The sequence below is a fragment of the Microbispora sp. H11081 genome, assembly GCF_012999535.1.
Lineage (GTDB): Bacteria > Actinomycetota > Actinomycetes > Streptosporangiales > Streptosporangiaceae > Microbispora.
Genome location: NZ_JABBWV010000005.1, coordinates 138859 through 163915 on the forward strand (window position 1 = coordinate 138859; position 25057 = coordinate 163915).

General features: G+C 70.7%; 20 protein-coding genes. 11 read left to right on the forward strand and 9 right to left on the reverse strand.

All coding sequences use genetic code 11. The features are described 5' to 3' along the window. Window positions 1-210: 210 nt before the first annotated feature. Complete coding sequence (locus tag HHX31_RS15495; RefSeq protein WP_169948983.1) at window positions 211-927, forward strand: maleylpyruvate isomerase family mycothiol-dependent enzyme; 717 nt, start codon at window positions 211-213, stop codon at window positions 925-927. 543 nt (window positions 928-1470) lie between these two features. Here the strand turns inward: HHX31_RS15495 and HHX31_RS15500 are convergent. The 5 genes from HHX31_RS15500 to HHX31_RS15520 all read right to left on the reverse strand — a co-directional run bounded on the left by HHX31_RS15500 (window position 1471) and on the right by HHX31_RS15520 (window position 8744). Beyond that, window positions 1471-2256, reverse strand: a complete 786-nt coding sequence (locus tag HHX31_RS15500) for a CPBP family intramembrane glutamic endopeptidase (protein ID WP_169948984.1) — start codon at window positions 2254-2256, stop codon at window positions 1471-1473. Window positions 2257-2303: 47 nt separating this feature from the next. Further along, window positions 2304-3359 carry a polysaccharide deacetylase family protein gene (locus HHX31_RS15505; RefSeq protein ID WP_169948985.1) on the reverse strand — a complete coding sequence of 352 codons (1056 nt, stop codon included), beginning with the start codon at window positions 3357-3359 and terminating at the stop codon, window positions 2304-2306. A 97-nt stretch (window positions 3360-3456) separates the two neighbouring features. Next, window positions 3457-4566: a mannose-6-phosphate isomerase, class I gene (gene manA, locus HHX31_RS15510; protein ID WP_169948986.1), complete on the reverse strand. Its 1110-nt coding sequence runs from the start codon at window positions 4564-4566 to the stop codon at window positions 3457-3459. A 35-nt stretch (window positions 4567-4601) separates the two neighbouring features. Further along, window positions 4602-6986 carry a glycoside hydrolase family 2 protein gene (locus HHX31_RS15515; protein WP_169948987.1) on the reverse strand — a complete coding sequence of 795 codons (2385 nt, stop codon included), beginning with the start codon at window positions 6984-6986 and terminating at the stop codon, window positions 4602-4604. Window positions 6987-6992: 6 nt separating this feature from the next. Then, window positions 6993-8744 (reverse strand): ABC transporter substrate-binding protein, encoded by a 1752-nt coding sequence (locus HHX31_RS15520; RefSeq protein ID WP_169948988.1) that lies wholly within the window; start codon window positions 8742-8744, stop codon window positions 6993-6995. A gap of 201 nt (window positions 8745-8945) precedes the next feature. Between HHX31_RS15520 and HHX31_RS15525 the strand changes: the two genes are divergently transcribed. Together HHX31_RS15525 and HHX31_RS15530 are read left to right on the forward strand one after the other, a co-directional pair. Then, on the forward strand, window positions 8946-9959 hold the full coding sequence (locus HHX31_RS15525) for a LacI family DNA-binding transcriptional regulator (RefSeq protein ID WP_169948989.1): 1014 nt from the start codon (window positions 8946-8948) through the stop codon (window positions 9957-9959). Between the two features lie 144 nt (window positions 9960-10103). Continuing rightward, window positions 10104-11516, forward strand: coding sequence for an LCP family protein (locus tag HHX31_RS15530; RefSeq protein WP_311931811.1), 1413 nt, complete (start codon window positions 10104-10106; stop codon window positions 11514-11516). Window positions 11517-11559: 43 nt separating this feature from the next. Here the strand turns inward: HHX31_RS15530 and HHX31_RS15535 are convergent, their stop codons facing one another. Further along, complete coding sequence (locus HHX31_RS15535; RefSeq protein ID WP_169948990.1) at window positions 11560-12537, reverse strand: hypothetical protein; 978 nt, start codon at window positions 12535-12537, stop codon at window positions 11560-11562. A gap of 239 nt (window positions 12538-12776) precedes the next feature. On the opposite strand from HHX31_RS15535, the gene HHX31_RS15540 reads away from it, so the two are divergent. The 8 genes from HHX31_RS15540 (at window position 12777) to HHX31_RS15575 (ending at window position 19832) form a co-directional block, all read left to right on the forward strand. Beyond that, window positions 12777-13793, forward strand: a complete 1017-nt coding sequence (locus tag HHX31_RS15540) for a sulfate ABC transporter substrate-binding protein (protein ID WP_169948991.1) — start codon at window positions 12777-12779, stop codon at window positions 13791-13793. Between the two features lie 8 nt (window positions 13794-13801). After that, the gene (gene cysT / locus HHX31_RS15545) at window positions 13802-14626 is read left to right on the forward strand and encodes a sulfate ABC transporter permease subunit CysT (protein WP_211589768.1); all 825 of its coding nucleotides are present in this window, start codon (window positions 13802-13804) and stop codon (window positions 14624-14626) included. After that, window positions 14619-15416, forward strand: a complete 798-nt coding sequence (locus HHX31_RS15550) for a sulfate ABC transporter permease subunit (protein ID WP_169948992.1) — start codon at window positions 14619-14621, stop codon at window positions 15414-15416. The genes cysT and HHX31_RS15550 overlap by 8 nt, the downstream gene beginning before the upstream one ends. Further along, entirely contained in the window at window positions 15406-16368 is a 963-nt protein-coding gene (locus HHX31_RS15555) for a sulfate/molybdate ABC transporter ATP-binding protein (RefSeq protein ID WP_169948993.1), read from the forward strand. The genes HHX31_RS15550 and HHX31_RS15555 overlap by 11 nt, the downstream gene beginning before the upstream one ends. 4 nt (window positions 16369-16372) lie before the next feature. Continuing rightward, a complete protein-coding gene (locus tag HHX31_RS15560; protein WP_169948994.1) occupies window positions 16373-16765 on the forward strand; it encodes an Rrf2 family transcriptional regulator in 393 nt (130 codons plus the stop codon). A gap of 59 nt (window positions 16766-16824) precedes the next feature. Next, window positions 16825-18279: a serine/threonine-protein kinase gene (locus tag HHX31_RS15565; protein ID WP_169948995.1), complete on the forward strand. Its 1455-nt coding sequence runs from the start codon at window positions 16825-16827 to the stop codon at window positions 18277-18279. 99 nt (window positions 18280-18378) lie between these two features. Beyond that, entirely contained in the window at window positions 18379-19335 is a 957-nt protein-coding gene (locus tag HHX31_RS15570) for an ATP-binding protein (protein WP_169948996.1), read from the forward strand. A gap of 110 nt (window positions 19336-19445) precedes the next feature. Next, window positions 19446-19832 carry an SCO5389 family protein gene (locus HHX31_RS15575; protein WP_169948997.1) on the forward strand — a complete coding sequence of 129 codons (387 nt, stop codon included), beginning with the start codon at window positions 19446-19448 and terminating at the stop codon, window positions 19830-19832. Window positions 19833-19926: 94 nt separating this feature from the next. Here the strand turns inward: HHX31_RS15575 and HHX31_RS15580 are convergent, their stop codons facing one another. The 3 genes from HHX31_RS15580 to HHX31_RS15590 all read right to left on the reverse strand — a co-directional run bounded on the left by HHX31_RS15580 (window position 19927) and on the right by HHX31_RS15590 (window position 24259). Next, window positions 19927-20940: an LLM class flavin-dependent oxidoreductase gene (locus tag HHX31_RS15580; protein WP_169948998.1), complete on the reverse strand. Its 1014-nt coding sequence runs from the start codon at window positions 20938-20940 to the stop codon at window positions 19927-19929. A 15-nt stretch (window positions 20941-20955) separates the two neighbouring features. Further along, window positions 20956-21714: a glucose 1-dehydrogenase gene (locus tag HHX31_RS15585; protein WP_169948999.1), complete on the reverse strand. Its 759-nt coding sequence runs from the start codon at window positions 21712-21714 to the stop codon at window positions 20956-20958. 403 nt (window positions 21715-22117) lie between these two features. Further along, complete coding sequence (locus HHX31_RS15590) at window positions 22118-24259, reverse strand: DUF222 domain-containing protein (RefSeq protein ID WP_211589769.1); 2142 nt, start codon at window positions 24257-24259, stop codon at window positions 22118-22120. Between the last annotated feature and the right edge of the window lie 798 nt (window positions 24260-25057).

Here is a 25057-nt window from a genome sequence, read left to right on the forward strand (position 1 = left end):
TCGTTCTCCCCCTGCAGAAATCGCAGAACAACCACCTTGCTTTCCGATCTCGGGGTTTCCGCGCCGATCACCCAACAAACGGACTAAGGCCGTTTTTTCCCTTCCCCTGCGCTTTGTTGGGACCGTAACGCGTTTATATGTCCGCTTTCTGCGTGAAATGTCACCTCATCGCCCACGTGAGGCCTGGACCCCTCCGGGTACGGCTCAGGCATGACCTCTGCGCGTGACGAACTGGCGGGGCTCGACCCCTTCGACATCTTCGACACCGAGGCGGCACGGCTGGACCGCTTCTTCTCCTCCCTCGACGACGACGGCTGGAACCGCCCGTCCCGGTGCGACGGCTGGACCGTGCGCGACGTGCTCGCGCACCTGGCCGGCGAGGAGTCGTACAACCACGCGTGCCTGGACGACGACATCGACGGGTTCTTCGAACTGCTCGAACACGAGGGCGTGCGCGGCGGCTTCGACGGCTTCAACGAATGGTGCGTGCGCAAGAGGCACGGCCTGCCGGTGGATCGGGTGCTCGACGAGTGGCGGACCAAGAACGCGGAGACCCGCGCGCGGATGCGCGCGCTCGGCCGCGACGGCACGCTCCACACGTCGGCCGGTCCCTACCCGGCGGGTCTGCAGGCCTTCCACTACGACTCGGAGTACGCCACGCACGCCGACGACGTCGGGGCGCCGGTGACACGGGAGGAGACCGGCGACCGCCTCGACTGGCGGGCCCGCGTCGGCCTGTTCGCGCTGGAGGAGCAGGGGACCACGGTGCGGGTCGACCGCGCCTGCGGTCAGTTCCAGGCCCAGTTGGACGACGGCCTCACCGCCGGCCTCTCCCCCGAGGACTTCGTCACGGCGACCGTCGGCAGGCTGCCCGCCGGGCATCCTCTCGACGCCCGCGTCCGCTCCGCCCTGCGCTGCCTCGCCTGAACGCCGCCTGGCCCTCCACACGCGAAACACGCCGGGCTCCCTCGCGGGAGCCCGGCGTGCGGATCATAAGGGGTCGGAACGTGCCTTGGGCACCGGTGGTAATAAGACCTTCGTCTCCCGCCGCGGCGGCACGGCCGCCCGCGACGGGACGCGCCAGGAGGCGGGCCGTACGGGCCGGGTCGTGCGGACGGTGACGACGGCGACAACGGTGACAACGGCGACGGCGGCCGGTGCGGCGCGGTGCCGGACACTCGTCCCGCCGGAAACCCGGCACCGGTACGACGGACTGACCGGGCGGCGACGGCCGGGCGGCCGGGTGGACCCCCCGGGCCGGCGGTGGACAGCGGCGCGCCGGCGCGCCGGATATGGAATGCGTGTCGATAAACGCCTCATGCGAATTCCCCGAAAGAAAATGCGGCCAGGACAGGCCGGTTTGCCCGGGGGGATCCAGACGTGCGGCGGCCCGTCAACGATGCACCGGGATCGGGCCCAAATCAATCAGGCGCGCCAGAGAGAACGCATTCCGCCCGATTAGACAGGAGATCAGGGCAGCCAGGAGACACGGCCGCGCAGCAGGCCGTACCCGACGAAGGCGACCACGTCGATCAGCGTGTGCGCGGCGATCAGCGGCATGGTCCGCCCCCAGCGCTGGTAGAGCCGGCCGAAGACCACGCCCATCGCGACGTTGCCGACGAAGCCGCCGAAGCCCTGGTAGAGGTGGTAGGACCCCCGCAGGACGGCCGACGCCCCGACCGCGCGCCACGGCGACCAGCCGAGTTGCCCGAGCCGGTGCAGCAGATAGCCGGCGACGAGCACCTCCTCCAGCACGCCGTTCTGGGCGGCCTCGGCGACGAGGACCGGGACCCGCCACCAGGTGTCCGGCAGGCTGTCGGGCACGACGTTCAGGTTGATCCCCGAGCGGAAGGCGAACACGTAGAACACCAGGCCGGTGCCGCCGATCGCCGCCGCCAGCACGGCGCCGCGCAGCGTGTCGCGGCCCGGCTCGCGCCAGTCGGCCCCGATCGTGCGCATTGACTCGCCCGATCGGGCCAGCAGATAGGCGACGAGCCCCACCGGCGCCACGTTCACCGCGATCCCCGCGAGGTGCAGCGTGAGATCCAGCCACGGGCGGCCGGGGGCCAGCGAGCCGACGAGCACCGCGTGCTGGTCGCCCAGCTCCCTCGGCGCGGTCAGTGCGCCGACGAGACGGATGAGCGACAGCAACGCGCTCGCGCCGAGCGATACCGCGAAGACCGCGATGATCTCCGGGCCGATGAGCCGCGGTGTGAGACCGCGCAGATCCCTGGCGTCGGCGGTGACGTCGTCCATGCTGGCAGGGTAGCCGCCCCCGCGGTCTCATCCGTCCCACCGGTACGTCAGTACGGCAGCGCACGGGACGTGAACGCCGGTGCCACGAACGCCGCCTTGAACTTCGGGAAGGCCACCGTGTTGGGGTTGCCGTCCGAGGTGTAGCGGTCGGTCGGGTTGGCCTTGAGCCAGTCGAGCCACGCCATCGAGCAGAACTGCTTGCAGTCGCCGACCTTCTCCTTCGACCTGATCCGCGGGATGCCCACCGGGTCGAAGTCCTTGGTGAACGGCGACGGCGACGGGGTGTAGCCGGCGAGGAACACGCCCTTGTAGTCGTAGCGCGTGCCGCCGGACTCCCCGCGCAGCGCCCACTTCTTCTCGTGCGGCTGGTTGCCGTACGGCAGGGCGAGCGTGACCGGAGGCGTCTTGACCAGCGAGGTGATCAGCGACTGCCCCGCCGCGACCTGCTTCTCCACGTCGGCCTTCGGCTTGCCGAGCAGGTTGAGGTGGTCGCGGGTGTGGTTGCCGATGTCGAAGTTGTGGTCTTTGAGCCACTGCAGGACCTGGATCTGCTCCTCCTGGCGGGCCTTGCCGAACAGGTCCTTGATCACGTACATGGTCGCCACGGGCCGGAAGCCCGGGTGCTTCTTCGCGACGTCCATCAGGATGCCGACCGCGCAGTCCGGCGCCGGATTGCCCATGCCGTCGAGGGTGAGCTGGGATGGCGAGGAGTCGTCGAAGGTCAGCACCACCGGGTGCTTGCCCGCCGGAATGTCGATCTTCCCGGTGACGTACTCGGCCGCGGTGACCGGCACGTAGTCCTCCGCCGCCAGCCGCTCCAGCTCGTCGCGGAAGTCCTTCGGGCTGCGGTCGTCGCCCGGCGGCGGGTTCTTGACGATCCGGTGATACATGAGCACCGGGACCTGTCCCAGCTCGTTGGCCTTCACCTGGGCGGCGGCGGCCGCCTCGGACTTGCGCTGCGGCGCGTCGGCGGCCGCCCTGTTGTGCTGGTGAGCGGACGGGCTCGCCTGTGTGGCGTGCTTGCCCCCGCCGGCCGCGCACGCGGAGAGCGCGACCGCCCCCAACGACACCGCGGCGAAGCCGGCAACCCTGAAGCGCCCCATGGATCCCCCTCGTCGGGCCGCGCTTTACGATGAGGGGCTCCTACCCGCCCGGCGTGTTCACCTCACGCTGAGTAGGACAAACATCACGCTAAGTGCGTCACATCTGAGGCTCGGCGCAGAAGGCGACGCCGTCGCCGCCGATCTCGGCCGGGCCCTCGGACGCGGCGGCGAACACCGACTCTCCGGACCGGAGCTTGACCTCCGAACCGGAGGCCGTGCGCACGCTGACGACGCCCTCGGTGCACAGCACGATCCGGGGAAGGCCCCCGGCGAGGGTCTCCCCCGCGCCTGGCCCGACCCTGCGGAGCAGGAACTCGGGGATGGGCGGCAGGTACGCGCCGCCGACCGGCTCCACCGCCAGGGGCTGCGCGGCGGCGTCGGTGATCCGCAGCAGCTCCTCCACGTCGATGTGCTTGCCGGTCAGGCCCGCCCGCAGCACGTTGTCGGAGCAGGCCATGATCTCCACGGCGACGCCGCCCAGGTAGCAGTGCAGCACCCCGGCCCCGAGGAACAGCGCCTCGCCGGGGGCCAGCGTGTGGCGGCGCATGAGCAGCGGCGCCAGCACGGCCGGGTCCTCCGGATAGCGCCGGGCCAGCCGCACCACCAGCGCGTAGTCGGGCGTGTGGACCGCGGAGGCCGCCCACACCACCGACTCGACCAGCTCCCGCCGAGAGCCCGGCCACTCCAGCAGCGCCCGCAGCGCGCCGAGCACGTCGCCGTCGCGCAGCGCCGCCACCACCTGCCTCAGCGCGTTCACGTGCAGCCGCTCGACCAGCATCGCCGCCTGCTCCGGCGGCCGGAACCCGGCCAGCCCGGTGAACGGCGTGAGCGCGCAGACCAGCTCGGGCTTGTGCCACGGGTCGGTGTAGTTCGCGTCGCCCCTGGCGTGGCCGTCCGCGGCCTGGCCGGCGTCGGGGTGGACCTGCAGCGACAGCGGCGCGTCCACCGCGATCACCTTCATCAGGTAGGGCAGCCGCCCCCCGAACCGCCCGGCGACCGCCTCGCCGAGCGCCGCCACCGGGTCGGCGGCGACCGCGTCCACGAGCGTGGTCTCCGCCCCGCCCCTGGTCAGCCGGGAGGGCGCGGCCGGGTGGGCGCCCAGCCACATCTCGGCCTCCGGCCCCGAGGCGGGCCGCCCGGTGAGCTCGGCGATGGCCGTACGGGAGCCCCACGGGTAGTCCTTTATGGGGTTGGTGAGCAGGTCCACGTGCGTCCTTAGGGCATCGAGGAGGGGTTCCGAGACTAACGGGATTCGTTGACGCAGCGGAGCACGGGATGACGTACGAGCGCGCCGGGGTCGGGGCTGCCTCCGGTCACGTGGAAGACCGCGGTCTCCCCCGGCAGCAGCGTGACGAGCTGGTCGTCCACGGTCGCGCGGGGGTCGAGCCGGTCGGGGAAGATCGCCAGCTCGCGCACGATCGTCCGCGCGGTCACACGCACCCGCAGCCCACCCTCGAACTCCTCGACATCCGTGTCCATCTCCGCGGGAGGGTAGTCCATGGCCGGGTCCTCGCGGGGGAACCGCAGCGCTCGGGCGTCGCCGAGCGTCGCGACCAGCACCTCGCCCGCCGGGTCCCCGGCCCGCGTCACCCGCTCCGGCAGCGCCACGGACACCGTGCCGCGCGCCGGGACCACCACGTCGAAGCGCTCCTTGGCCAGGATGTCCCCCGGCAGGCCGAGCCGGTCCACCGCCAGCTCGCCCCGCCACGGCTCGTCGGTGTCGTTCACCACGGCCACCGCGTCGCCCTGGAACGTCAGCAACCGGTCGGCGTACGCCCGGCGCAGCGCGTACCACAGCGGCTTGCGCCGCCCGCCGCCGTCGACCGCCGCCCAGGAGGTGACCGGCCAGCAGTCGTTCAGCTGCCACGTGATCGTGCCCATGCAGTGCGGCGCGAGCGCCCGGAACCGTTCGACGCCGAACGCCACCGCCCTGGCCTGGTTGAGCTGGGTGAGGTAGTGCCAGTCGTCGAACCCGTCCGGCCGCGGCAGATGCTCGCCGAGGCCGCGCAGCAGCTTGAGCGCGCCGTCGGCCGCCTTCTGGTGGTGCGCCACGCCCGGGGAGGACGGCGTCATCGGGTCGTCGGAGACCGCCGCCCGCAGCGTGGCGTACGTCGGCGGGCCCTGGAAGCCGAACTCGGCCACGAACCTCGGCGTGTAGGTCGCGTAATGGGAGTAATCGTGGGTGTTCCAGACCGTCCAGATGTGGACGGTGCCCTTGGACGGGTCGTTCGGCGGCAGGTCGGGCGCCCCCGAGTAGGGGCTGCCCGGCCAGTAGGGCCGGGTCGGGTCGAGCTCGGCGACGACCCTCGGCAGCACGTCGTAGTAGAAGCCGGCGCCCCAGCTACGGCCGTCCAGGGTCTCCCGCCAGCCCCAGTCGGCGTGGCCCTCGATGTTCTCGTTGTTGCCGCACCACAGGGCTAGGCTGGCGTGGCGGGCCAGCCGGGCGACGTGCTCGCGGGCCTCCGCCTCGACCTCCTCCGCGAGACCGCCCTCCTCCGGGTAGGCCGCGCACGCGAACGGGAAGTCCTGCCAGACGAGCAGGCCCATCTCGTCGGCGAGGTCGTAGAAGTCCTCGCTCTCGTACCTCCCGCCGCCCCACACCCGCAGGCAGTTGGCGCCCGCGCCGGCCGCCTGGGCGAGCCGCTCGGCGAGCCGGTCCCGGGTCACACGTGAGGGGAAGCAGTCGTCGGGGATCCAGTTGAAGCCCTTGACGAAGACCGGCGTGCCGTTGACGACGAACGTGAACGCGTCGTCCGTGCGGTCGAGTTCGACGGAGCGAAAGCCGATCCGGCCGGTCCATTCGTCATCTTCGAGCCGGACGGTCAGGTCGTACAACGGCTGCTCGCCGTACCCTCGCGGCCACCACAGCTCCGGGTCGGGCACGGTCAGCGTGACGACGGCCCTGCGCCGCCCCGCGCCGACGGTGACGGTTTCAGTCACGCCTCCCACCGAGGCCATGAGCGTGAGCGGCCGTTCGGCGGCACGCTCCACCGTTACGTGCACCTCGACCCTGCCGTCTTCGTGGACAAGCGGACGCACCTCGGCCAGGCGAGCCGTGCTCCAGGTCTCGATGCCGATCGGCCGCCAGATCCCGGCCGTGACCAGGGTCGGCCCCCAGTCCCAGCCGAAGTTGCAGGCCATCTTCCTGATGAACTGGTACGGCTCCGCGTACGCGCCTGGGCGGTCGCCGAGGGCCGCCCGCCGCGCCTCCGCGTACGCGTACGGCGGGTCGAACAGGATCTTCAGCGTGTTCTCGCCCGCGCGCAGCAGGTGCCGCACCGGGAAGCGGTACGACCGGTGCATGTTGGCCGTCGTGCCGATCTCGACGCCGTTGAGCACGACCGTCGCGGCCGTGTCGAGCCCCGCGCACACAAGATCGGCCCTATCGTGCTCTCCCGGCTCCCACATGAAGGTGGTCTCGTACGCCCAGGCCGTGCGGCCGATCCAGGCCACCCGGTGCTCGTTGTCGGCCAGGTACGGGTCCTCGATCAGCCCGGCGGCCAGCAGGTCGGTGTGGACGCAGCCGGGAACGGTCGCGGGCACGCCCGCGACCACCGGCCTGAGCTGCCCGGTCGACGACACGGCGGTGACGGTCCACCCGTCGTGCAGGGGACGGTACGAACTCACTCCTGATCAGCCTCCGGAGACCGGCTGGAGTTCCGTGAGCATGAGCGTGCCGCCCATCTCCAGCCAGTTGCGCCACATCGCCGGCGGATACTTCGGGCCGTTCGGCGCGCTGGTGGGCCAGTTCTTCCACACCCCGTCAGTGGTCTGGGACCACAGGCCGTTGTACCAGAGGGGCACGACCGGCATGTCCTCCAGCTGGATCTTCTGCAGCTCCGAGGTGATCTTCTTCATGCCCTCGAGGTCCTCGGGCTTGACCCGGTCGAGCCGCTGCGTGAGCTCCCACGCCCGCGCGTTCGCGTACCTGCCGAAGTTCGTCGTGCTCTGCAGCTTCTGCACCGGCAGCCGGAACAGGTAGTCGTAGTACAGCCAGGGGGTGTTCGCGAGCTGTTTGTCGTTGTTGAGCACGAGGTCGAACTTGCCCTGGTTGCGCATGTCGACGAGGTCGTTGTAGTCGGGGAAGCTCGCCTCGATGTCGATGCCGGCGGCCTTCGCGCTGGTGCTGATGACCCGGGCCGCCTCCATCCAGTCGGTCCACCCGCCGGGCACGATCAGCTTCAGCGAGATCTTGTCGCCGGCCGGCGACTCCACCAGCCCGTCGCCGTCGCGGTCCTTGTAGCCGGCGTCGGCCAGCAGCCGCTTTGCCTTGTCCGGGTCGTAGGAGAACCCGAGCCTGGAGACGACGCGCTTGTCGACGTACTTGTCCCACTGCGGCAGCAGGCCGGTCGGGTCGGACTCCTTGACGAGGTTGCCGTAGACGCCCTCGACGATCCTCCTGGTGTCGATCGCGTAGGCGACCGCCTTGCGGAACTCCCTGTCGTCCATCGGCTTCCGCGTCGTGTTGAACCACATCCAGGCGGTGTTCGCCGGCAGCATGTACGGCGGCCTGTCGTAGTAGGTCCGGATGCCGAGGCCGCCCTTGACCAGGTTCCCGATGCCCGGCAGGAAGTTGTTGCTGAGGTCGAGGCCGTTCTGCAGCAGCAGGCCCATCGCGACCTCGTTGCTGGAGTTGACGATGTCGACGATGTACTTGGGCTTGACGGTCTTCTTCAGCGCCTTCGTCGCCCACCAGTCGTCGCGCCTGACCCAGACCATGCGCTCTTGGTCGTGGGACCGGTAGGCGTACGGGCCGGTGCCGACGGGCTTCGCGTTGACGCCGTTCATCACCTCGTCCTCCGGCCGCCCCTCCCACAGGTGCTTGGGGACGATGGGCAGGCTGTAGAGGTAGTGGGCCCACTCCTGATGGTTCGCCGTGCCGAAGCGGAACACGATCGTGTGGTCGTCGATCTTGGCGGCGCTCTTCATCCACGACCACAGCGGGTGGTAGGGGACGGTCTCCATCTTGCCGAGCTCGAACGTGAAGATCGCGTCGTCGGCCGTGAACGGCGTGCCGTCCGACCAGGTGACGCCCTTGCGCAGCCTGAGGGTGTACTCCAGATCTCCGGTCCAGTCGCCGCCCTCGGCCAGCCAGGGCGAGAACCTGTCGGTGTTCGGGTCGTAGATGAACAGCGTCTCGTAGACCAGGCCCTTGGTTCCGGTGGCGAAGTCCCAGTCGCGCATGGGGTTCCAGTTCGCGGGCGGGCCCCACTGGGTGCCGCTGGTGTAGAGGGTCTCGCTGCGGGGGAACTCCCCGCCGCCTCCCACCGCACCCGTGCTCGCCTCGGTGGCGGCCGGCGTGGACGACCCGCCGCCTCCCGAACAGGCCGCGCTCAACAGGCCGGCCGCCAGCACCGGTACCAGAAACCGTGCTCGGTTTCCCATGGTGACTCTCCTTCCCCCGCGCGACGATGCGCGGGGTCCGCACTACCGCAGGCCCCCGATGATGTTCGGCTCACCGTTGCTGAACCGGATAAGTACGTGAGACCGTAAAATCCCGACCTCTCCGGTGTCAATAGGAGAAGATGTAGGCAAAGTAACGGTAGTAGGGTGGAGTTCACTAAACCGGTTCAGTCAAGGGGATACGTGAGAAGACCGACCATCGCGGACATCGCACGGCAGGCGGGGGTCTCCAAGGGCGCGGTCTCGTACGCCCTGAACGGCCAGCCGGGGGTGTCGGAAGCGACCAGGGCCCGCATCCTGGCGATCGCGAACGAGATCGGCTGGCGGCCCAACATCGCCGCCCGGGCGCTGAACGGCGCCCGCGCGCACGCCGTGGGCCTCGCCCTGTGCCGTCCCGCCCGCTTCCTCGGGGTCGAGCCGTTCTTCATGGAGCTGATCAGCGGCATCGAGGCGGAGTTGTCCGCCCGCTCGTACGCCCTGCTGCTCCAGGTGGTCGGCGACCACGAGGCCGAGATGGGCGTCTACCGCCGCTGGTGGGGAGAGGGCCGGGTGGACGGCGCGATCCTCGTCGACCTCCACCTCGACGACCCCCGCGTGCCGCAGGTGGAGGAGATGGGCATGCCCGTCGTCGTCCTCGGCCATCCCTCGGCCGCCGGTTCGCTCGTGCCGGTCTGGGCCGACGACAGCGCGGCCGTGCGCGAGACGGTGGAGTATCTCGTCGCGCTCGGGCACCGGCGGATCGCCCGCGTCGCGGGACTGCCCCGGCTGTCGCACACCGCGATCCGCGACCGCGCGTTCGCCGACGTCTGCGCCGGTCTCGGGCTTGAGGCCGGCCCCATCGTGCACACGGACTACACCGGCGAGGAGGGCGCGCGGGCCACGCGGCGGCTGCTCAGCTCGCCCGGGCGGCCCACGGCGATCGTCTTCGACAACGACATCATGGCCGTGGCCGGCCTTTCGGTCGCCCAGGAGATGCGGCTGGACGTGCCTGCCGACCTGTCCGTCGTCGCCTGGGACGACTCCCCGCTCTGCCAGGTCGTCCGTCCGCCGCTGACCGTGCTCACCCGCGACATCCCCGCGTACGGCGCGCACGCGGCGCAGCGGCTGCTCGCGCTGATCGACGGCGTGGAGTCGAGATCGCTCGAGGTCCGTGCCTCGCGCCTCACCACCCGCGGCAGCACCGCGCCCCCTGCATAGCGCCCCCCGCATAGCGCCCCCGGTTCCCGTGTTACCCGGATTGAAAGGTGACGTTCAGGAGAGATCGCTACACTTGCCCCGTTTGCCGCTACTGCCCTGCGACCTGGCGAGAAATGCCTGGTCCGACCCCTCAGGAGCACGACAGTGGGTCACGTCGACGTCCGCCCCGCACCCCCGGCGGAGGACATCCCGGCGCCACCGCCCAGGACCCCGCCCAAATGGCGGGCGTGGCTGTGGGTCACGCTGTCGGCGGCCCTGGGCGTGCTCACGGGCGCCGCGACCTTCGCCATCGGCGGCTACGTCAAGCTGACCGGAAACGTCAGGCACGAGACGGTCACCACGCAGGATCTCGGTGAGGCGCGCCCGCAGAAGATCAGCAAGGCGCTCAATGTGCTGATCGTCGGCTCCGACCAGCGCAACGGCGCGAACGCGAAGTACGGCAGGTTTCCCGGCGAGCGCACCGACACGATCATCCTGGCCCACATCTCGCCCAACCGGGACGGCGCGGTGCTGATCAGCTTCCCGCGCGACTCGCTCGTACGGCTCCCCGCCTGCCCCGCGAAGGGCACCCTGCCCGGCCAGCGGCCGCACATCGGGATGATCAACGAGTCGTTCAACTCCGGCGGCATCGGCTGCACCTGGAAGACGATCGAGGGCCTCACCGACATCCACATCGACCACTTCGTGAAGGTCGACTTCACCGGCTTCAAGGCGATGGTGAACGCGCTGGGCGGCGTGCAGGTCTGCCTGCCGCAGGCCGTCCACGACAAGAAGGCGCTGCTCGACCTCCCCGCCGGCCGGCAGATGCTCAAGGGGGAGCAGGCGCTCGGCTACGTCCGCGCGCGCTACAGCTTCGGCGACGGCTCCGACATCGGCAGGATCCAGCGCCAGCAGATGTTCCTCGCATCGATGGCGAAGAAGGCCATGAGCGGTGAGACGCTGACCAACCCCGCGACGCTGTTCGGCTTCCTCGACGCCGCGACCAAGTCGATCACCACGGACCCCGACCTCACGATCGGCGTGATGAAGGACCTGGCGACGAGCGCGCAGGGCCTGACCGCCGGGCAGATCCGTTTCGTCACCACCCCCTGGCGCTACTCCGTCACCAACCCCGGACGCGTCGAGTGGGTGCAGCCGCAGGCCCAGCGGCTCTTCAGGATGGTCGCCGCCGACCAGATCGCCAAGAACGTCAAGAGCGGCGAGCAGAAGATCCCCAAGTCGCAGATCCAGATCCTGGTCCGCAACGGCAGCGGACGGCAGGGGCTCGGCACCCAGGTGGCCGCGGAACTGGAGCAGCGCGGCTACCACATCGTCAAGGTCGAGCAGGCGCCCCAGCCGTACGCCAAGACCGTCGTGGCGTACTCGAAGAACGGCGAGAGCCGGGCGTCCCGGCTGTATCGCGAACTCAAGAAGTCGCGCGCCCGCCTGGTGCCCACGGCCACCACGCAGACCCTCGTGCTGGGGATCGGGGCCGACTGGACGGGCATGAAGCCCCCCAAGACGCTCGACGACGTGGAGGGCTTCGACGCCACGCAGGACAGTTGCACGGCCTCCTAGCCGAAGAGCGCTAGAAGAGGGCTAGAAGAGGGCTAGAAGAGGGCTAGAAGAGCCAGTCGAGCAGTCCGCCGCCGTGGTGCGACTCCTCCTTGGTGGGGGCGGGCGCGGCGGTCGGCTGTTGCGTGGCCGGCTCGGCAGTGGGAGCCGTGGCCGCCTGCTCCTCGGCCTCGGCCGAGCCCGCGTCCGCGCCACCGGCCCGGTCGTCCCCCGCCTCGACGGACACCCGCGAGGAGTGCGGGGACGCGGTCGACCGGGAGTCCGGCTCCTGCGCATGGGACCGCTCGCCGCGCGACGGCGCGGGCGAGGCGTGCCGGGTCTGTTCCGGCTGCGCGCCGCGGGGTTGGCTGGGCGCCCGGCTCGGCGCCTCGGACGGCAGGCCGGACGGCGCCTCGGAGGGCGCCTCGGTGGGCTCTCCTGTCGCGTCGTCCCCGGCCTCGTCTCCGTCCCCGGCTCCGTCCCCTGCTCCGTCCCCGGCTTGGTCCTGGTCTCCGGCGGCCGGTGAGGCCGGCGCCGTCACGGCAGGGCCTCCCCCCGCCGCGCAGGACGCGCCATCCGCGCAGTCCGCTCCGGACGGCTGCCCGACCCACAGCGCCAGCGCCCAGATCGCGCCCAGGACGCCGGCGGCGATCAGGCCGGTACGCAGCAGCAGCCCGCCTCGCCTCGACCCCTCCTCCTCGTCGGGGTCGGGGGTGTTGCGCCAGCCCGAGCCGAGGAAGCCGCGCGGATCGGTGTCGCCGTCACTCACGGGGTATTCGCTGACCGGGTAGTCGCTGACCGGGTAGTCGCTCACCAGGTATTCGGACCGGGGATCCGGCGCTTGCCCGGGCTCTTCCGGCTGCCAGTCCTCTGTCTGCCTGTCCTCTGACCGCCAGCCCTCCGACAGCACGTCGCCGTGGTCGCCCCGCGGGGTGTCGCGGGCCGGTTCGTCCTGCTGGACGCCGTACTGACCTTGGTTGCTGATGTACGGCCGGAGGAACGAGCCGTCTTCCTCGTAGGCGTCCTCGGTCACCGGGTCGCGCATGAAGGTCCTTCCTCAGTGTGCTTTGGGTCATGTGCTTTTGGGTCATGTCCCAATAGCGTCCGTTCCTAGCACTGGTCGACACGCCCTGTCTGGAAATTTCACAACATCGATGCAAGTCACACCTTGCCGACTCCCAGAACAACCCTCTAAACCCATCTGTCTTGACGGGATTCCTGGAACGGTTTTAATATCTACTAAACCGACTGACTTGGTAGGAATCTCGGAATAGAGGACTCGATATGAGAGTGCGCAGGCTCGGGGCCATCGCGGCAGCCGTCGTGGCGACGACCACCCTGGTCACCGCCTGCGGGGGGAACGACAACGCCGGCGGGGGCGACGGCGGAGGCAAGGTCAAGCTGGCACTGGTTGCCTACTCCACCCCCCAGGCGGCCTTCGGAGAGATCATCAAGGCGTACCAGAAGACGCCCGAAGGCAAGAACATCACCTTCACCCAGTCGTACGGCGCGTCCGGCGACCAGAGCCGTGCCGTGGCGAACGGCCTCCAGGCGGACATCGTCGAGTTCTCCCTGGAGACCGACATCACCCGGCTCGTGAAGGCCGGCATCGTCGCGGAGGACTGGAACTCCGGCCCCACCAAGGGAATGCTCACCCAGTCCGTCGTCGTCATCGGCACCCGCAAGGGCAACCCGAAGGGCCTCAAGACCTGGGACGACCTCGTCAAGCCCGGGGTCGAGGTCCTCACCCCCAACCCCTTCACCTCCGGCGCGGCCCGCTGGAACCTCCTCGCGGGCTACGGCGCGAAGTCGAACAACGGCGCCGACCAGGCAGCCGGAATCGCCTACCTCGACGCGCTGCTCAAGAACGTGCCCGTTCAGGACGACAGCGGCCGCAAGGCCCTGCAGACCTTCACCGGCGGCAAGGGCGACGCCCTTCTCACGTACGAGAACGAGGCCATCTTCGCCCAGCAGAACGGCCAGGAACTCGACTACACGATTCCCGACTGGACGCTCCTCATCGAGAACCCGGTTGCCGTGACGAAGAACAGCGCCCACCCCAAGGAAGCCGCGGACTTCCTGAAGTACCTCTACTCCACGGAAGCGCAGACGATCTTCGCGAAGAACGGCTACCGCCCGGTCGTCGAAGGCATCACCGGCTTCAACTGGCCCACCCCGCCGCAGCTGTTCACGATCCAGGATCTCGGCGGCTGGGACAAGATCACGAGTGAGTTCTTCGACCCGAAGACGGGCAAGGTCGCCGAGATCGAGCGCAAGCTCGGTGTCGCGACCGAGAAGTGACGCGAGAAGTGACGCGAGACGTGGCCGCGATCACCGTACGACCGGCCTCGCGCATGGCCGGCGGCACCGCCGCCGGCCTCGGCGTGGTCGTCATGTACCTGAGCCTGATCGTGCTGATCCCGCTGGCCGCCGTGGTCTGGCGCTCGATGGACGACGGCCCCGGGTATTTCTGGCGCTCGATCACCGCTCCCGACGCCTGGGCCGCGCTGAGCCTGACCATCGGCGCGTCGGCGCTCGTCGCCCTGCTCAACCTTGTCATGGGCACGATCATCGCCTGGGTGCTGGTCCGCGACCGTTTCCCCGGCCGCGCGGTGCTCGAAACGATCATCGACCTGCCGTTCGCGCTGCCGACCATCGTGGCCGGCCTCGTCCTGCTCGCGTTGTACGGCCCGCAGTCCCCGCTCGGGGTCAACCTGGCCTACAGCAGAGTCGGCGTCGTGCTGGCGCTGATGTTCGTCACGCTGCCGTTCGTCGTCCGCACGGTGCAGCCGGTCCTGCTGGAACTCGACAAGGAGATGGAACAGGCGGCGGCCTCGCTCGGCGCCGGGCCGTTCCAGACCTTCCGCCGGATCATCCTGCCGAACCTGCTCCCGGCGATGCTGTCCGGCACCGCCCTCGCCTTCACCCGGGCGATCGCCGAATTCGGCTCGACCGTGCTCATCTCGGGCAACCTGCCGTTCAAGACGCAGGTCGCGGCCGTGAACATCTTCAGCCAGATCGAGGGCGACAACACGACGGGCGCGGCCGCGATCTCGACGGTCCTGCTCGTGGTGGCCCTGGTCGCACTCGTCACTCTCGACCTCCTGCAGCGATGGGGGAAGCGCCGTGGCTAAGCACGTACTGCGCCTGATCGCCGTCGCCTACGTCATGTTCCTGCTGGTCCTGCCCGTGGGACTGATCATCTGGCAGACCTTCGGCGACGGGCTGGGACCGTTCTTCGAGTCCCTGACCTCTCCGTCCGCGCTGCACGCCTTCAAGGTGACGCTGACCGTCGCCGGCCTGGCCGTCGTGGCCAACACGATCTTCGGTGTCGGCGTCGCGATCCTCCTCGTCCGGCACGAGTTCCCCGGCAAACGACTGCTGGGGGCGTTCGTCGACCTGCCGATGGCCGTCTCGCCGGTCGTCGTCGGACTCGCGCTCATCCTCGTGTACGGCCGCTTCTCCCCGGTCGGCGGACTGCTGGAGAGCTGGGGCATCCAGGTGATCTTCTCCACCCCCGGCATGGTGATCGCCACCGTGTTCGTCGCGATGCCACTCGTCGCCCGGTCCATCATCCCGGTCCTGGAGGAGCTCGGCGACGAGCAGGAACAGGCCGCGCACACCCTGGGCGCGAGCCGGCTCCAGACGTTCCTCCGCATCACGCTGCCCGGCATCCGCTGGGCGCTCGGCTACGGCCTCGTGCTCTGCCTGGCCCGCTCGCTCGGCGAGTACGGCGCGGTCGCGGTGGTCTCCGGCCGTCTCGTGGACCAGACCCAGACGCTCACGCTGCTCGTCGAGGAGCGTTTCCAGAACTACGACCAGCAGGGCGCGTTCGCCGCCGCCACGACCCTCGCCCTGATCGCCGTGGTCACCCTGCTGCTCACCAAGCTCCTGCGCCCGAAGGATCGGTCCGATGGCAATTGAGGTACGCGACGTCAACAAGTCGTTCGGGGCCACGCCGGTCCTGCGCGATGTGTCGCTGGACGTCGCCGCGGGGTCGCTCACCGCCCTGCTCGGCCCCAGCGGCGGAGGAAAGTCGACGCTGCTGCGCGTGATCGCCGGGCTGGAACAGCCCGACACCGGCACCGTGCGCATCTCCGGCGTCGACGCCACCCGGCTGGCCCCGCAGCGGCGGGGCGTCGGCTTCGTGTTCCAGCACTACGCCGCGTTCAAGCACCTCACGGTCTTCCGCAACGTGGCCTTCGGCCTGGAGGTCCGCAAGCGGCCCAAGGACGAGATCCGCAAGCGCGTCATGGAGTTGCTCGAACTGGTCCACCTGGAGAAACTGGCCGACCGCTACCCGTCCCAGCTGTCGGGCGGCCAGCGGCAGCGCATGGCCCTGGCCAGGGCCCTCGCGGTGGAACCCCAGGTGCTGCTCCTCGACGAGCCGTTCGGCGCCCTGGACGCGCAGGTGCGCAAGGAACTGCGCACGTGGCTGCGCCGGCTGCACGACGAGGTCCACGTGACCACCGTGTTCGTCACCCACGACCAGGAGGAGGCCATCGAGGTCGCCGACACGATCGTGCTGCTCGCCGGGGGCGAGGTGGTGCAGTCGGGCAGCCCCGGCGAGGTGTACGACAACCCGGCCAACCCGTTCGTGATGCGCTTCCTGGGCCCGGTCACCGAACTTGATGGCAACCTGGTCCGCCCGCACGACGTCGAGATCAGCCAGGACCCCGTCGAGGGCGGCTCGTCCGCCCTGGTCTCCCGCGTCGTCAAGCTCGGCTTCGAGGTGCGCGTCGAAGTGGAGGTCGGCGGGCACGAGGCGTGGGTGCAGGTGACGCGTGAGCAGGCCGACCGGCTGGACCTCAAGCCTGGCGACACCGTGCATCTACGGCCCGTGCCCGGCGCCCGATCCCTGGTCCTCGCAGTGTGAGCAGATGCGGCTCTCCGTAAGGACCCAGTACGCCCTGCGCGCCGCCGTGGAACTCGCCGCGGCGGCGCCGGGGCCGGTCCCGGCCGAGCGGATCGCGGCGGCGCAGCGGATCCCGCGCCGGTTCCTCGACAACATCCTGCTGCAGATGCGGCGGGCCGGCCTCATCAACAGCCAGCGCGGGCCCGACGGCGGCTACTGGCTCGCCCGGCCCGCCGACCAGATCACGCTCGCCGACGTCGTCCTCATCATGGAGGGGGCGCCGCAGGACAGCGAGGACTTCCACGGCGTCGCGGAGCCGCTCGGCGACGTCTGGACGGCGCTGCGCCACCACGAGCAGGCGACCCTCACCGAAGTCACACTCGCCCACATCGCAACCGGTTCACTTCCGCCCCTCTAATCCCGGTTTGTGCAAGACTCCGCTTTCAAGTGAATCGTGCGGGCGTAGAGGCAGGCGTGATGGGTGCTGCTGGGCAGCTCATCGTCGGGCGATACCGGCTGGTCCGCGCGCTCGGCCACGGCCGCGCCGGGCTGGTGTGGGAGGGCCGCGACACGCTGCTCGACCGGCCCGTCGCGATCCGCGAGGTCCTGCTGCCCCCCGACCTGGGCGAAACCGCGCGGCTGCGGCTCGTCCAGCGGATCTCCCGCGAGGTCCGCCAGGCCGGACGGCTGCGCCACCCGCACATCGCCGCCGTCCACGACGTCGCCGAAGAGGACGACACGCCGTACGTCGTGACGGAACTCGTTCCCTCGCGATCGCTCGACGGCGTCGTCTCCGGTGACGGGCCCCTGCCTCCTGCCGAGGCCGCCCGGATCGCCCGCGCGGTGCTGTCCGCGCTCATCCACGCCCACAACGCAGGCGTACGGCACGGCGACGTCCGGCCCGCCAACGTGCTCATCGCCCACGACGGGCGGGTGTTGCTCACCGACTTCGGCATGTCGATCCCGGCCGCCGACCCGGCGTTCTCCAACGCTCCTGAGGCGGGCGACCGCGGGCCCCGGGCGTACGCCGCCCCCGAACGGGCCGCAGGCGGCCCGCGCACGGTCGCCGCCGACCTGTGGTCGCTCGGCGCCACCCTCCACCTGGCCGCCACCGGGCGGCCGCCGTCCACGCCTCCCGGGTCGTTCGAGGACGCGCCCGGCGAACTCCGCGCGGTGCTCGCCGGGCTGCTGGCCCGCGAGCCCAGGCGGCGGATGGACGCGGAGACCGCCGACCGCCTGCTCGCCCAGGTGGAGCCGCCCGCCCCCGCCCGGCCCGTACGGCAGGGCTCCGGCCGGGCCCGGCTCCTCACCGGCCTGGCGGCGGGCCTGCTGGTCGCGTGCGCCGTGGGCGGCTGGGCGGTGCTGCGGCCCGGGGCCGACGAGAGCCGGGCCGGCACCGGCGTGGTCGCCGCCCCTGGACCTTCGGCCTCCGCCTCTCCGTCGGCATCGGTCTCCCCAGCCGCGTCCGCCGGGCGGCTGAAGCTGAAGTGGCACACGGCCGAGGCCGGATGGCGGGCCGGCGTGCCCCGCGGCTGGACCCGCGAGGACGGCCAGTACTCGACCTCGTGGCGCGCCCGGGACGGCGGGGCGGCCTTCACGATCGAGGTGACCGCGCAGCGCGGCACCGACCCGCTGGCCGCGCTCGGCGAGGCCGAGGAGATCCTCCGCCCGGAGGCGAAGGCCTATCACCGGCTCCGCCTCAAGGCCGTGACCGGCGAGTACGGCCCCGCCGCCGACTGGGAGTTCACCTGGACCCCGCGCAGAACGTCCACGCGGGACCATCTGACCAAGGGAGTGGAGTATCACCAGTACCGCCGGGTGATCTCCACAGACACCACGACGAGCGTGCTCACCTGGACCACCTCCGCTGACAGCTGGGACGCCCTGCGGCCCACGCTCGTCCGGGTGCTCTCGCTGTTCCGCCCCGCCTGAAATCCGCCCACGCCGTCCACCCGTGTGCCATGATGACGCACGAGTGAAAGTGACAACGGTTTTCATTTCGGCGGGTTCATTTTCGGCTTGGGGGGCCGCATGCGAGTGGCGTTCGTCGGCAAGGGCGGAAGCGGCAAGACCACGCTGTCGTCGCTGTTCGCGAGGTACGCGACGCGACGGGGGCCGGTCGTCGCCATCGACGCCGACATCAACCAGCACCTCGGCCTGGCCTTGGGCCTGCCGGCCCGCACGAAGTCGGAAGCGGCCGGAGGCCCGCCGCCGCTCGGCGGGATGCTGACCGAGATCAAGGACTACCTGCGCGGCGACAACCCGCTGATCCGCGACGCCGCCTCCATGGTCAAGACGACACCGCCGGGGCGCGGCTCCCGGCTGATCCGGCTGGACGACCCGTTCTTCCCCTCTTGCCGTGTCGAGGGCGTCTCGCTCATGGTCACCGGCCCGTTCGAGGAGGACGACCTCGGCGTCGCCTGCTACCACTCCAAGCTCGGCGCGGTCGAGCTCTACCTCAACCATCTGGTCGACGGCGCCGGTGAGTACGTCGTGGTGGACATGACCGCCGGGGCGGACTCCTTCGCCTCAGGGCTGTTCACCCGGTTCGACCTCACGGTCCTGGTCGCCGAGCCGACCCGTCAGGGCGTCGGCGTCTACCGGCAGTATCGCGACCACGCCGCCGGTTTCGACGTCGCGATCGCCGTGGTGGGCAACAAGGTCCACTCCCCGGACGACGTCGCCTTCCTCCGCGAGCACGTCGGCGACGACCTGCTGACCTGGTTCGGGCACTCCCCCGCCATCCGTGGCATGGAGCAGGGCAGGCCCTTCACGCTCGACGACCTCGAACCCGCCGCCCACCAGGCCCTCGCCACCCTGCTCGACCGGCTCGACGCGCAGCCCAAGGACTGGCCGAAGTTCGGCAGGCAGGCGGCCGAGTTCCACACCAGGAACGCCCGCGCGTGGGCCAACCAGGCCACCGGACAGGACCTGGTCGCACAGATCGACCCCGGCTTCGTGTTCGGCCCCGCCGTCGCCACTCCGTGACCGCGTCTTCATGAACGTGTCGCCTCCGCGCCACATGGAGACCCGCCTCATTCGATCTAGCGTCAACTGCGTCCCCGCTCTCTGAGCAGACGCCGAGAGGAGAACAGCCCATGTCGCTGTCCGTGCCCAACGACCTGCTCGACCAGGCACACGCCGGTGAGGTGGACGACACGGCCTTCGTGGCCTGCGTCCGCGACTCACTGCCGTACGCCTGGGCGACGATCACCGCACTGGTCGAGCAGCGAGACCGGTCCGGCGCCGACTTCGCCGACAACCAGGTGCCGCCGCCCGACGAGGCCGCCCGCGGGCAGTTGCTGCGCTGCCTGGCCAGCGACGCGATGCGCGGCGCTCTGGAAAGGCACTTCCGTGTCCGGCTGGCCTTCCAGAACTGTCACCGCGTCGCGGTCTTCCGGCCGGAGGCCACCGAGGCGTACCGCGAGTTCGTCACGCCCCGGGCGCAGATCCTGAACCAGAGCCCGGAACTGGTCGACTGCTGACCTGATCTCACCTGATCTCACCTGATCTCACCGGTCTCCCGGGCCGGGGGTGGCGCACCGGTTCACGCCACCCCCGGGCTGGGGAACCACCGGGTCAGGAGAGCAGCCGCACCGCCGGAAGCACCTCGGCGCCGAGGCGGGCGATGTTCTCCAGCGTCCGCACCCGGTCCCCGGCGCCCTCGACCATCAAGATGAGGTGCCGCAGCCCGGTGCGCGCCGCTGTCGTGGCGATCTTCTCCACGCAGTGCTCCGCCGAACCCACCGGATGGATCCGGCACAGGTGGTCCACGTACCCCGGAATGTCGCGCTGCGGCGGCGGCCTGCCGTCCACCGGGACATACCCCGCCAGCCCCGGCCCGAGCCAGCGCGGCAACGACTCCCGCATCTCCCGTACGGCCTGCTCTGTCGTGTCCGCGACATAACCGAGCGCGGCTCCAACGTGAGCAACACCGTCTGTGTGCGTCGGGTCGGGGGTGGCGTTCGCGGCGTGTCTGGCGTAGGCGGCGACCATCTCCGCCCTCTCCTCGTCGCCGATGTGCATACCGAGCAGCATCGGCAGCCCCCGTTCCGCGGCGAGCCGGATCGTGCCGTCCGACGTGCAGGCGACGACCGGCGTCATCTGGGCCTGCGGGACCATCGAGACCTCCCTGAACCGGAAGAACTCGCCGTCCGCCGCCACCGGGCCGCCGTTCAGTGCCGTGCACAGCAGGTCGAGCGATTCCGGGAAACCCCGCTCGAACCTCGCCGTACCGGTCCCGAAGACCTCCAGCTCAAGCCATGGGCCCCCGCGCCCGACACCGAGCCGGAACCTGCCATCCGACACGTGGTGGAGGATCGCCGCCTGCTCCGCCAGAGCCACCGGATGCTGGGCCGACAGCACGCTGACGGCCGTCCCCACCGTGATGCGCGAGGTCCGGCCCAGCGCCACCGCCGCCAGCGTCAGCGCGGACGGGCACACGCCGTACGACATGAAGTGGTGCTCGGCGATCCAGGCGTCGTCGAACCCGGCCCTTTCCGCGGCCTCGATCGCCTCCACTGTGCCGCGCAGCACGTCCCCGGGCTCCCTGCCCGGAAAGCCGGCCGCGACGAGGAAGACCCCGACCCTCATGCCTACGGCCGCGCCCTATCGCGGACCGCCGTTGACGTAGAGCGTCTGGCCCGTGACGTACGACGCGTCGTCCGAGGCGAAGAACGCCACCACCGACGCGATCTCGGTCGGCTGGCCGACCCGCCGCAACGGCACCCCCTGCGCGACCGCGGCCTGATGCTCCTCCGGCGTCGCCCCAAGCCGCACGGCCGTCGCCTCGGTCATCGGCGTCGCGACGTACCCCGGCGCGACCGCGTTCACCCGGACGCCGAACGGGCCAAGCTCGATCGCCATGGTCGCGGTCAGCCCCTGGATGCCCGCCTTGGCCGCGGAATAGTTGGCCTGCCCCCGGTTCCCCAGCGCGGAGCGGCTCGACAGGTTGACGATCGCACCCGACCGCTGCTCCACCATGTGCTTCTGGACGGCCCGGCTCATGAGGAACACACTCTTGAGATTCACGTCGACGACCTTGTCCCAGTCGTCCTCCGACATACGGAACAGCAGGTTGTCGCGGGTCAGCCCGGCGTTGTTCACCAGCACGTCGATCCGCCCGAACTCGGCCACCACCCCCGGCACCAGCGCCTCGACCTGAGCCCCGTCGGAGACGTCACAACCGAACGCGACCGCCCTGCCCCCGGTCACCGTGATCTCGTCCACGATCGACCCACACCGGTCCGCGGTGAGGTCCACGCAGGCCACCGCCGCGCCTTCCGCCGCCAGCCGACGCGCGATCGCCGCACCGATCCCCCGCGCCGCACCGGTGACCACCGCGAACTTCCCGATGAACCGTGACATCGCCAGCCTCCTCGCCAGGATCCGATCACAGCAACCTACTCCGAGTCATGCTCCCGGCCACGCCACCCGCCGACTCATCCTCGTGTCCACGCCGGCTCCCGCCGGCTCGGGTCCGGGTGGGTCGGTCATGGTGCTTGGCCCGGTCGTCATGGTGCTTGGCCAGGTTGGTCATGGTGCTTGGCCAAGTCGGTCACTGCGCCAGAAGGAACCTCCGGTCCTCGCGAAGCCCGCTCCGCTGGGCCTTCGCTGCGGTCCTCGCTCCCTTCCGCTCCGCTCCCTCCAGCCCGGGAACCCCTCCAGCCTGGGAACCCCTCCAGCCAGGCGAATCCCGCCAGCCCGGCGAATTCCACCAGCCTGGATGTGCGCCCCGCGCCCCTAGCCAGTTCCGCATCGGCCGGTCCCGCTATACCTGCATCCGCTTGGTGCGGCCGTGGTAGGTGAAGGCCCAGCGGTCTTTGCCGGTTCGGCGTCGGGTGTAGCGGTAGGGGTGTTGGTAGCGGTCGCGGTTGTGGAACTGGCAGGCGGGGCCGAGGAGTTTGAGGTCGGTGAGGCCGCCGGTGCTCCAGTTGTCGGCGTGGTCGATCTGGCACATGGTTGCGGGGAGCGGGCAGCCGTCGATCCAGCAGGTGGCGTAGCGGGCGAAGATCGCTCGTCGCTGGGCGGGGGTGGCCAGGCGGACTTTGCGGCCCATGTCGAGGACCTGGCCGTCGGCGTCCATGACGATGCGCATGAGGGTGGAGGTGCGGGCCAGCCGGTGCACGCTGGTGACGGGCAGGACCTGTCCGGTGGCCAGCAACAACCCCGGCACCATCCCCAACCCAACACCCAACCCCATACCCGGCCCTGCACCCAACCGCGCACCCGGCCCTGCCCCCGGTGGCGCTTCCCATGACGTCCCCGATGCTGCTCCCGGCGAGCCGGACGGCGGCTCCGCTCCCGGCTGCTCTGCTCCCGGCGTCCCTCCTGCCTCTCGTGCCGCTCCTCCCTGCCGCCCTGCTGGTCCTCCTGCTCCTGCCGCCTGTCCCGACGTGTGTGGTGCCTCCGGTGCGGTCGGCGCGCCCGGTGTCTGCTCGCCGCGCGGGGTCTGACCGCTGACCTGCTCACCACTGCTCTGCTGACTGCTGCTCTGCTGACTGCTGCTCTGCGCATGCGGGACCTCCTTCGTAGGCCGGGGCCCGGCGTGGGTGTGGTGGGCATGGCTATCCCCCGGAGGATCGGGCGAGCGCCACTCACCCCACCGCGACTCCGACGATCTCCCCTCTTGCCGACGCCGCGCTGCGCCCTCCTGCGGCTCCTCCTGCTTGGGCCAACCCGGCTGCGGCGAGCGCGGCGAGTCCTGCTGCGCCTCGTCCTGCTCCCGCTTGCTGCGCTCCTGGTCGCTCTGCTGTGGCTCCCGCCGCGACTCGCTCCGCTGCCCGGTCCTCGCCTGCGCGCGGCCGGTCACGTCACCGCCGGACTCCCCGCCACGTAGGTCGACCGAGCCGCCAGTCGCAGTGTTACCCGCTCCGCCAACCCCACTGCCAACCGCGCCGCCGACCGTGCTGGGGCCTGTGGTGTCGGCGTCGGTCGTGCCGTACTCGTCGGGAGCGCTGGTGTCCTCGCTGTCCCCGCTGACCGGCGCGGCCTCGGCCTCCCCGGCCTGCCTGGCCTGCCACGCCTCGCGGACAGTCTCGGACTGCCAGGCGTCCTCGGTGTCGTCGCTGCTGTCCTTGTTGTCCTGAGTGTCTTCGGGGGTCCCGGCCTGCTCGGGGGCTTGGGCGGTCTCCGTCGCCGGGTCGGCCGCAGGGCCGGTGGTGGGCTCGGGGTCGGGGTCGGTGGGGAGGGACTCGGCGTTGACCAGGACCAGGAGCTCGGTGGTGATCTGCTGCTCCAGCAGAGCGATGAACGCGTCCGCCTGACGCTCTGCCAGTGACCGGTCATCGCCCTCCGCCCGTGGCCGGGCGTAGGCGTCCAGCAGCGCCCGCAACCGGGCCGCCGCCTCACGCGGGAGGTAGAACTCCCCCTCCAGCCCACCCCCCTTACCCGGGCGCACCCGCAACGACCGCCGCGCGTAGTCGGCCCGCTCGTCGCACTCCTCACCGTCGGGGTCCAGCACCGCCCGCAGATACCGCCCCGCCTTGGCCACCTCCGCCGCGCCCGCCCGCCCCGCCAACTCCACCAGGATCGGCTCGGCCAGCCCCGCCTGCTCATCCGAGAGCCCGGCAACGGCGGCGCAGATCGCCTCCACCACCCCCGCCGCCAACCCTCCGGTGGCGAACATCCCCCGCACGGTGGGCAGCCGCGCCAGTTCGATGCCCAGGGTGAGCAGGCGGCCCGCACCCCCGACGGTCATGCCTCCGGCGGTGCGCAGCCAACTGCGGGTGGAGGCGTGCCCATGCTGTCTGGCCTGCCCCGCCCGATGCACCCGCCCGACGCGTTCGGCCAGCGCGCACGTGATCCGATCGCGGGCGAACAGCAGATCCTCGGCCTCGGCCAGGCAGATCTCCGGTGTATCGGGGACCGGCGCCAAGGCCAGCGCCTGCGCCGACTCCCGCAACGACCCCACCAGCACCCACGACGAACGAACCCGTCGACCCTCACCACCGGCACCCGCCGCAGTAGAACCAGCGGCACCCGTCTCACGACCACCGGCACCGGCCTCACCACCACCGGCCTCCGCACCGGCAGGACCGGCATCGTCCGGTGCGGCAGATCCGGCGGCCCCAGCGCCCGCAGCCCCGCCGCCAGGAACTCCGCTGTCACGAAACCCGCTGGTGATGGCCTCGCCGGCCGCGACCTCGGCGTTGTCCACAGGCTTGTCGCGGGCGAGCGAACCGTCCGTCGACCACAAAGGAGAATCGGCGATCAGCCGATCCCACCAGCCGTCGTCATCGCTATTCGAACGATGGTGGCGCTCAGGATCGAGGTCGGACAGATCCATGGCGCCTCCCAACACGATTCGAACTCTTGTATGAATTATTTCACCCCTGCGCCATGCCGAACAACCGCGAGAAGCGAATAGTTGGGGCGACAGGTCGGCCTGAATTGCGGCCCGTAATAGAGAGCAACCGGCGGCGATGCGGCAGGGGGACCAGCCGGGACCCACCCAGTGCTCATGGCTTGCCCTGCAGGCATGAAGAGGGCGAGCAGGAGCACACGAGCCGGACCAGACGTCCGGCAGGTGGCGAGCGGGCAGTGCGGGCGGGCAGTGCGGGCGGGCAGTGCGGGCGGGTGGTGGGGCGCGCGTCTTCCCCCGATTCGGGGACCGCCGCCGAGCTCAGCTCCAGGCGGCGTGAACCTCGACTGACGGCTCATTCCGGCACGCTTCTCGGGGCTCTCGGAAGGGCTCGTCACCCAGGTCCGG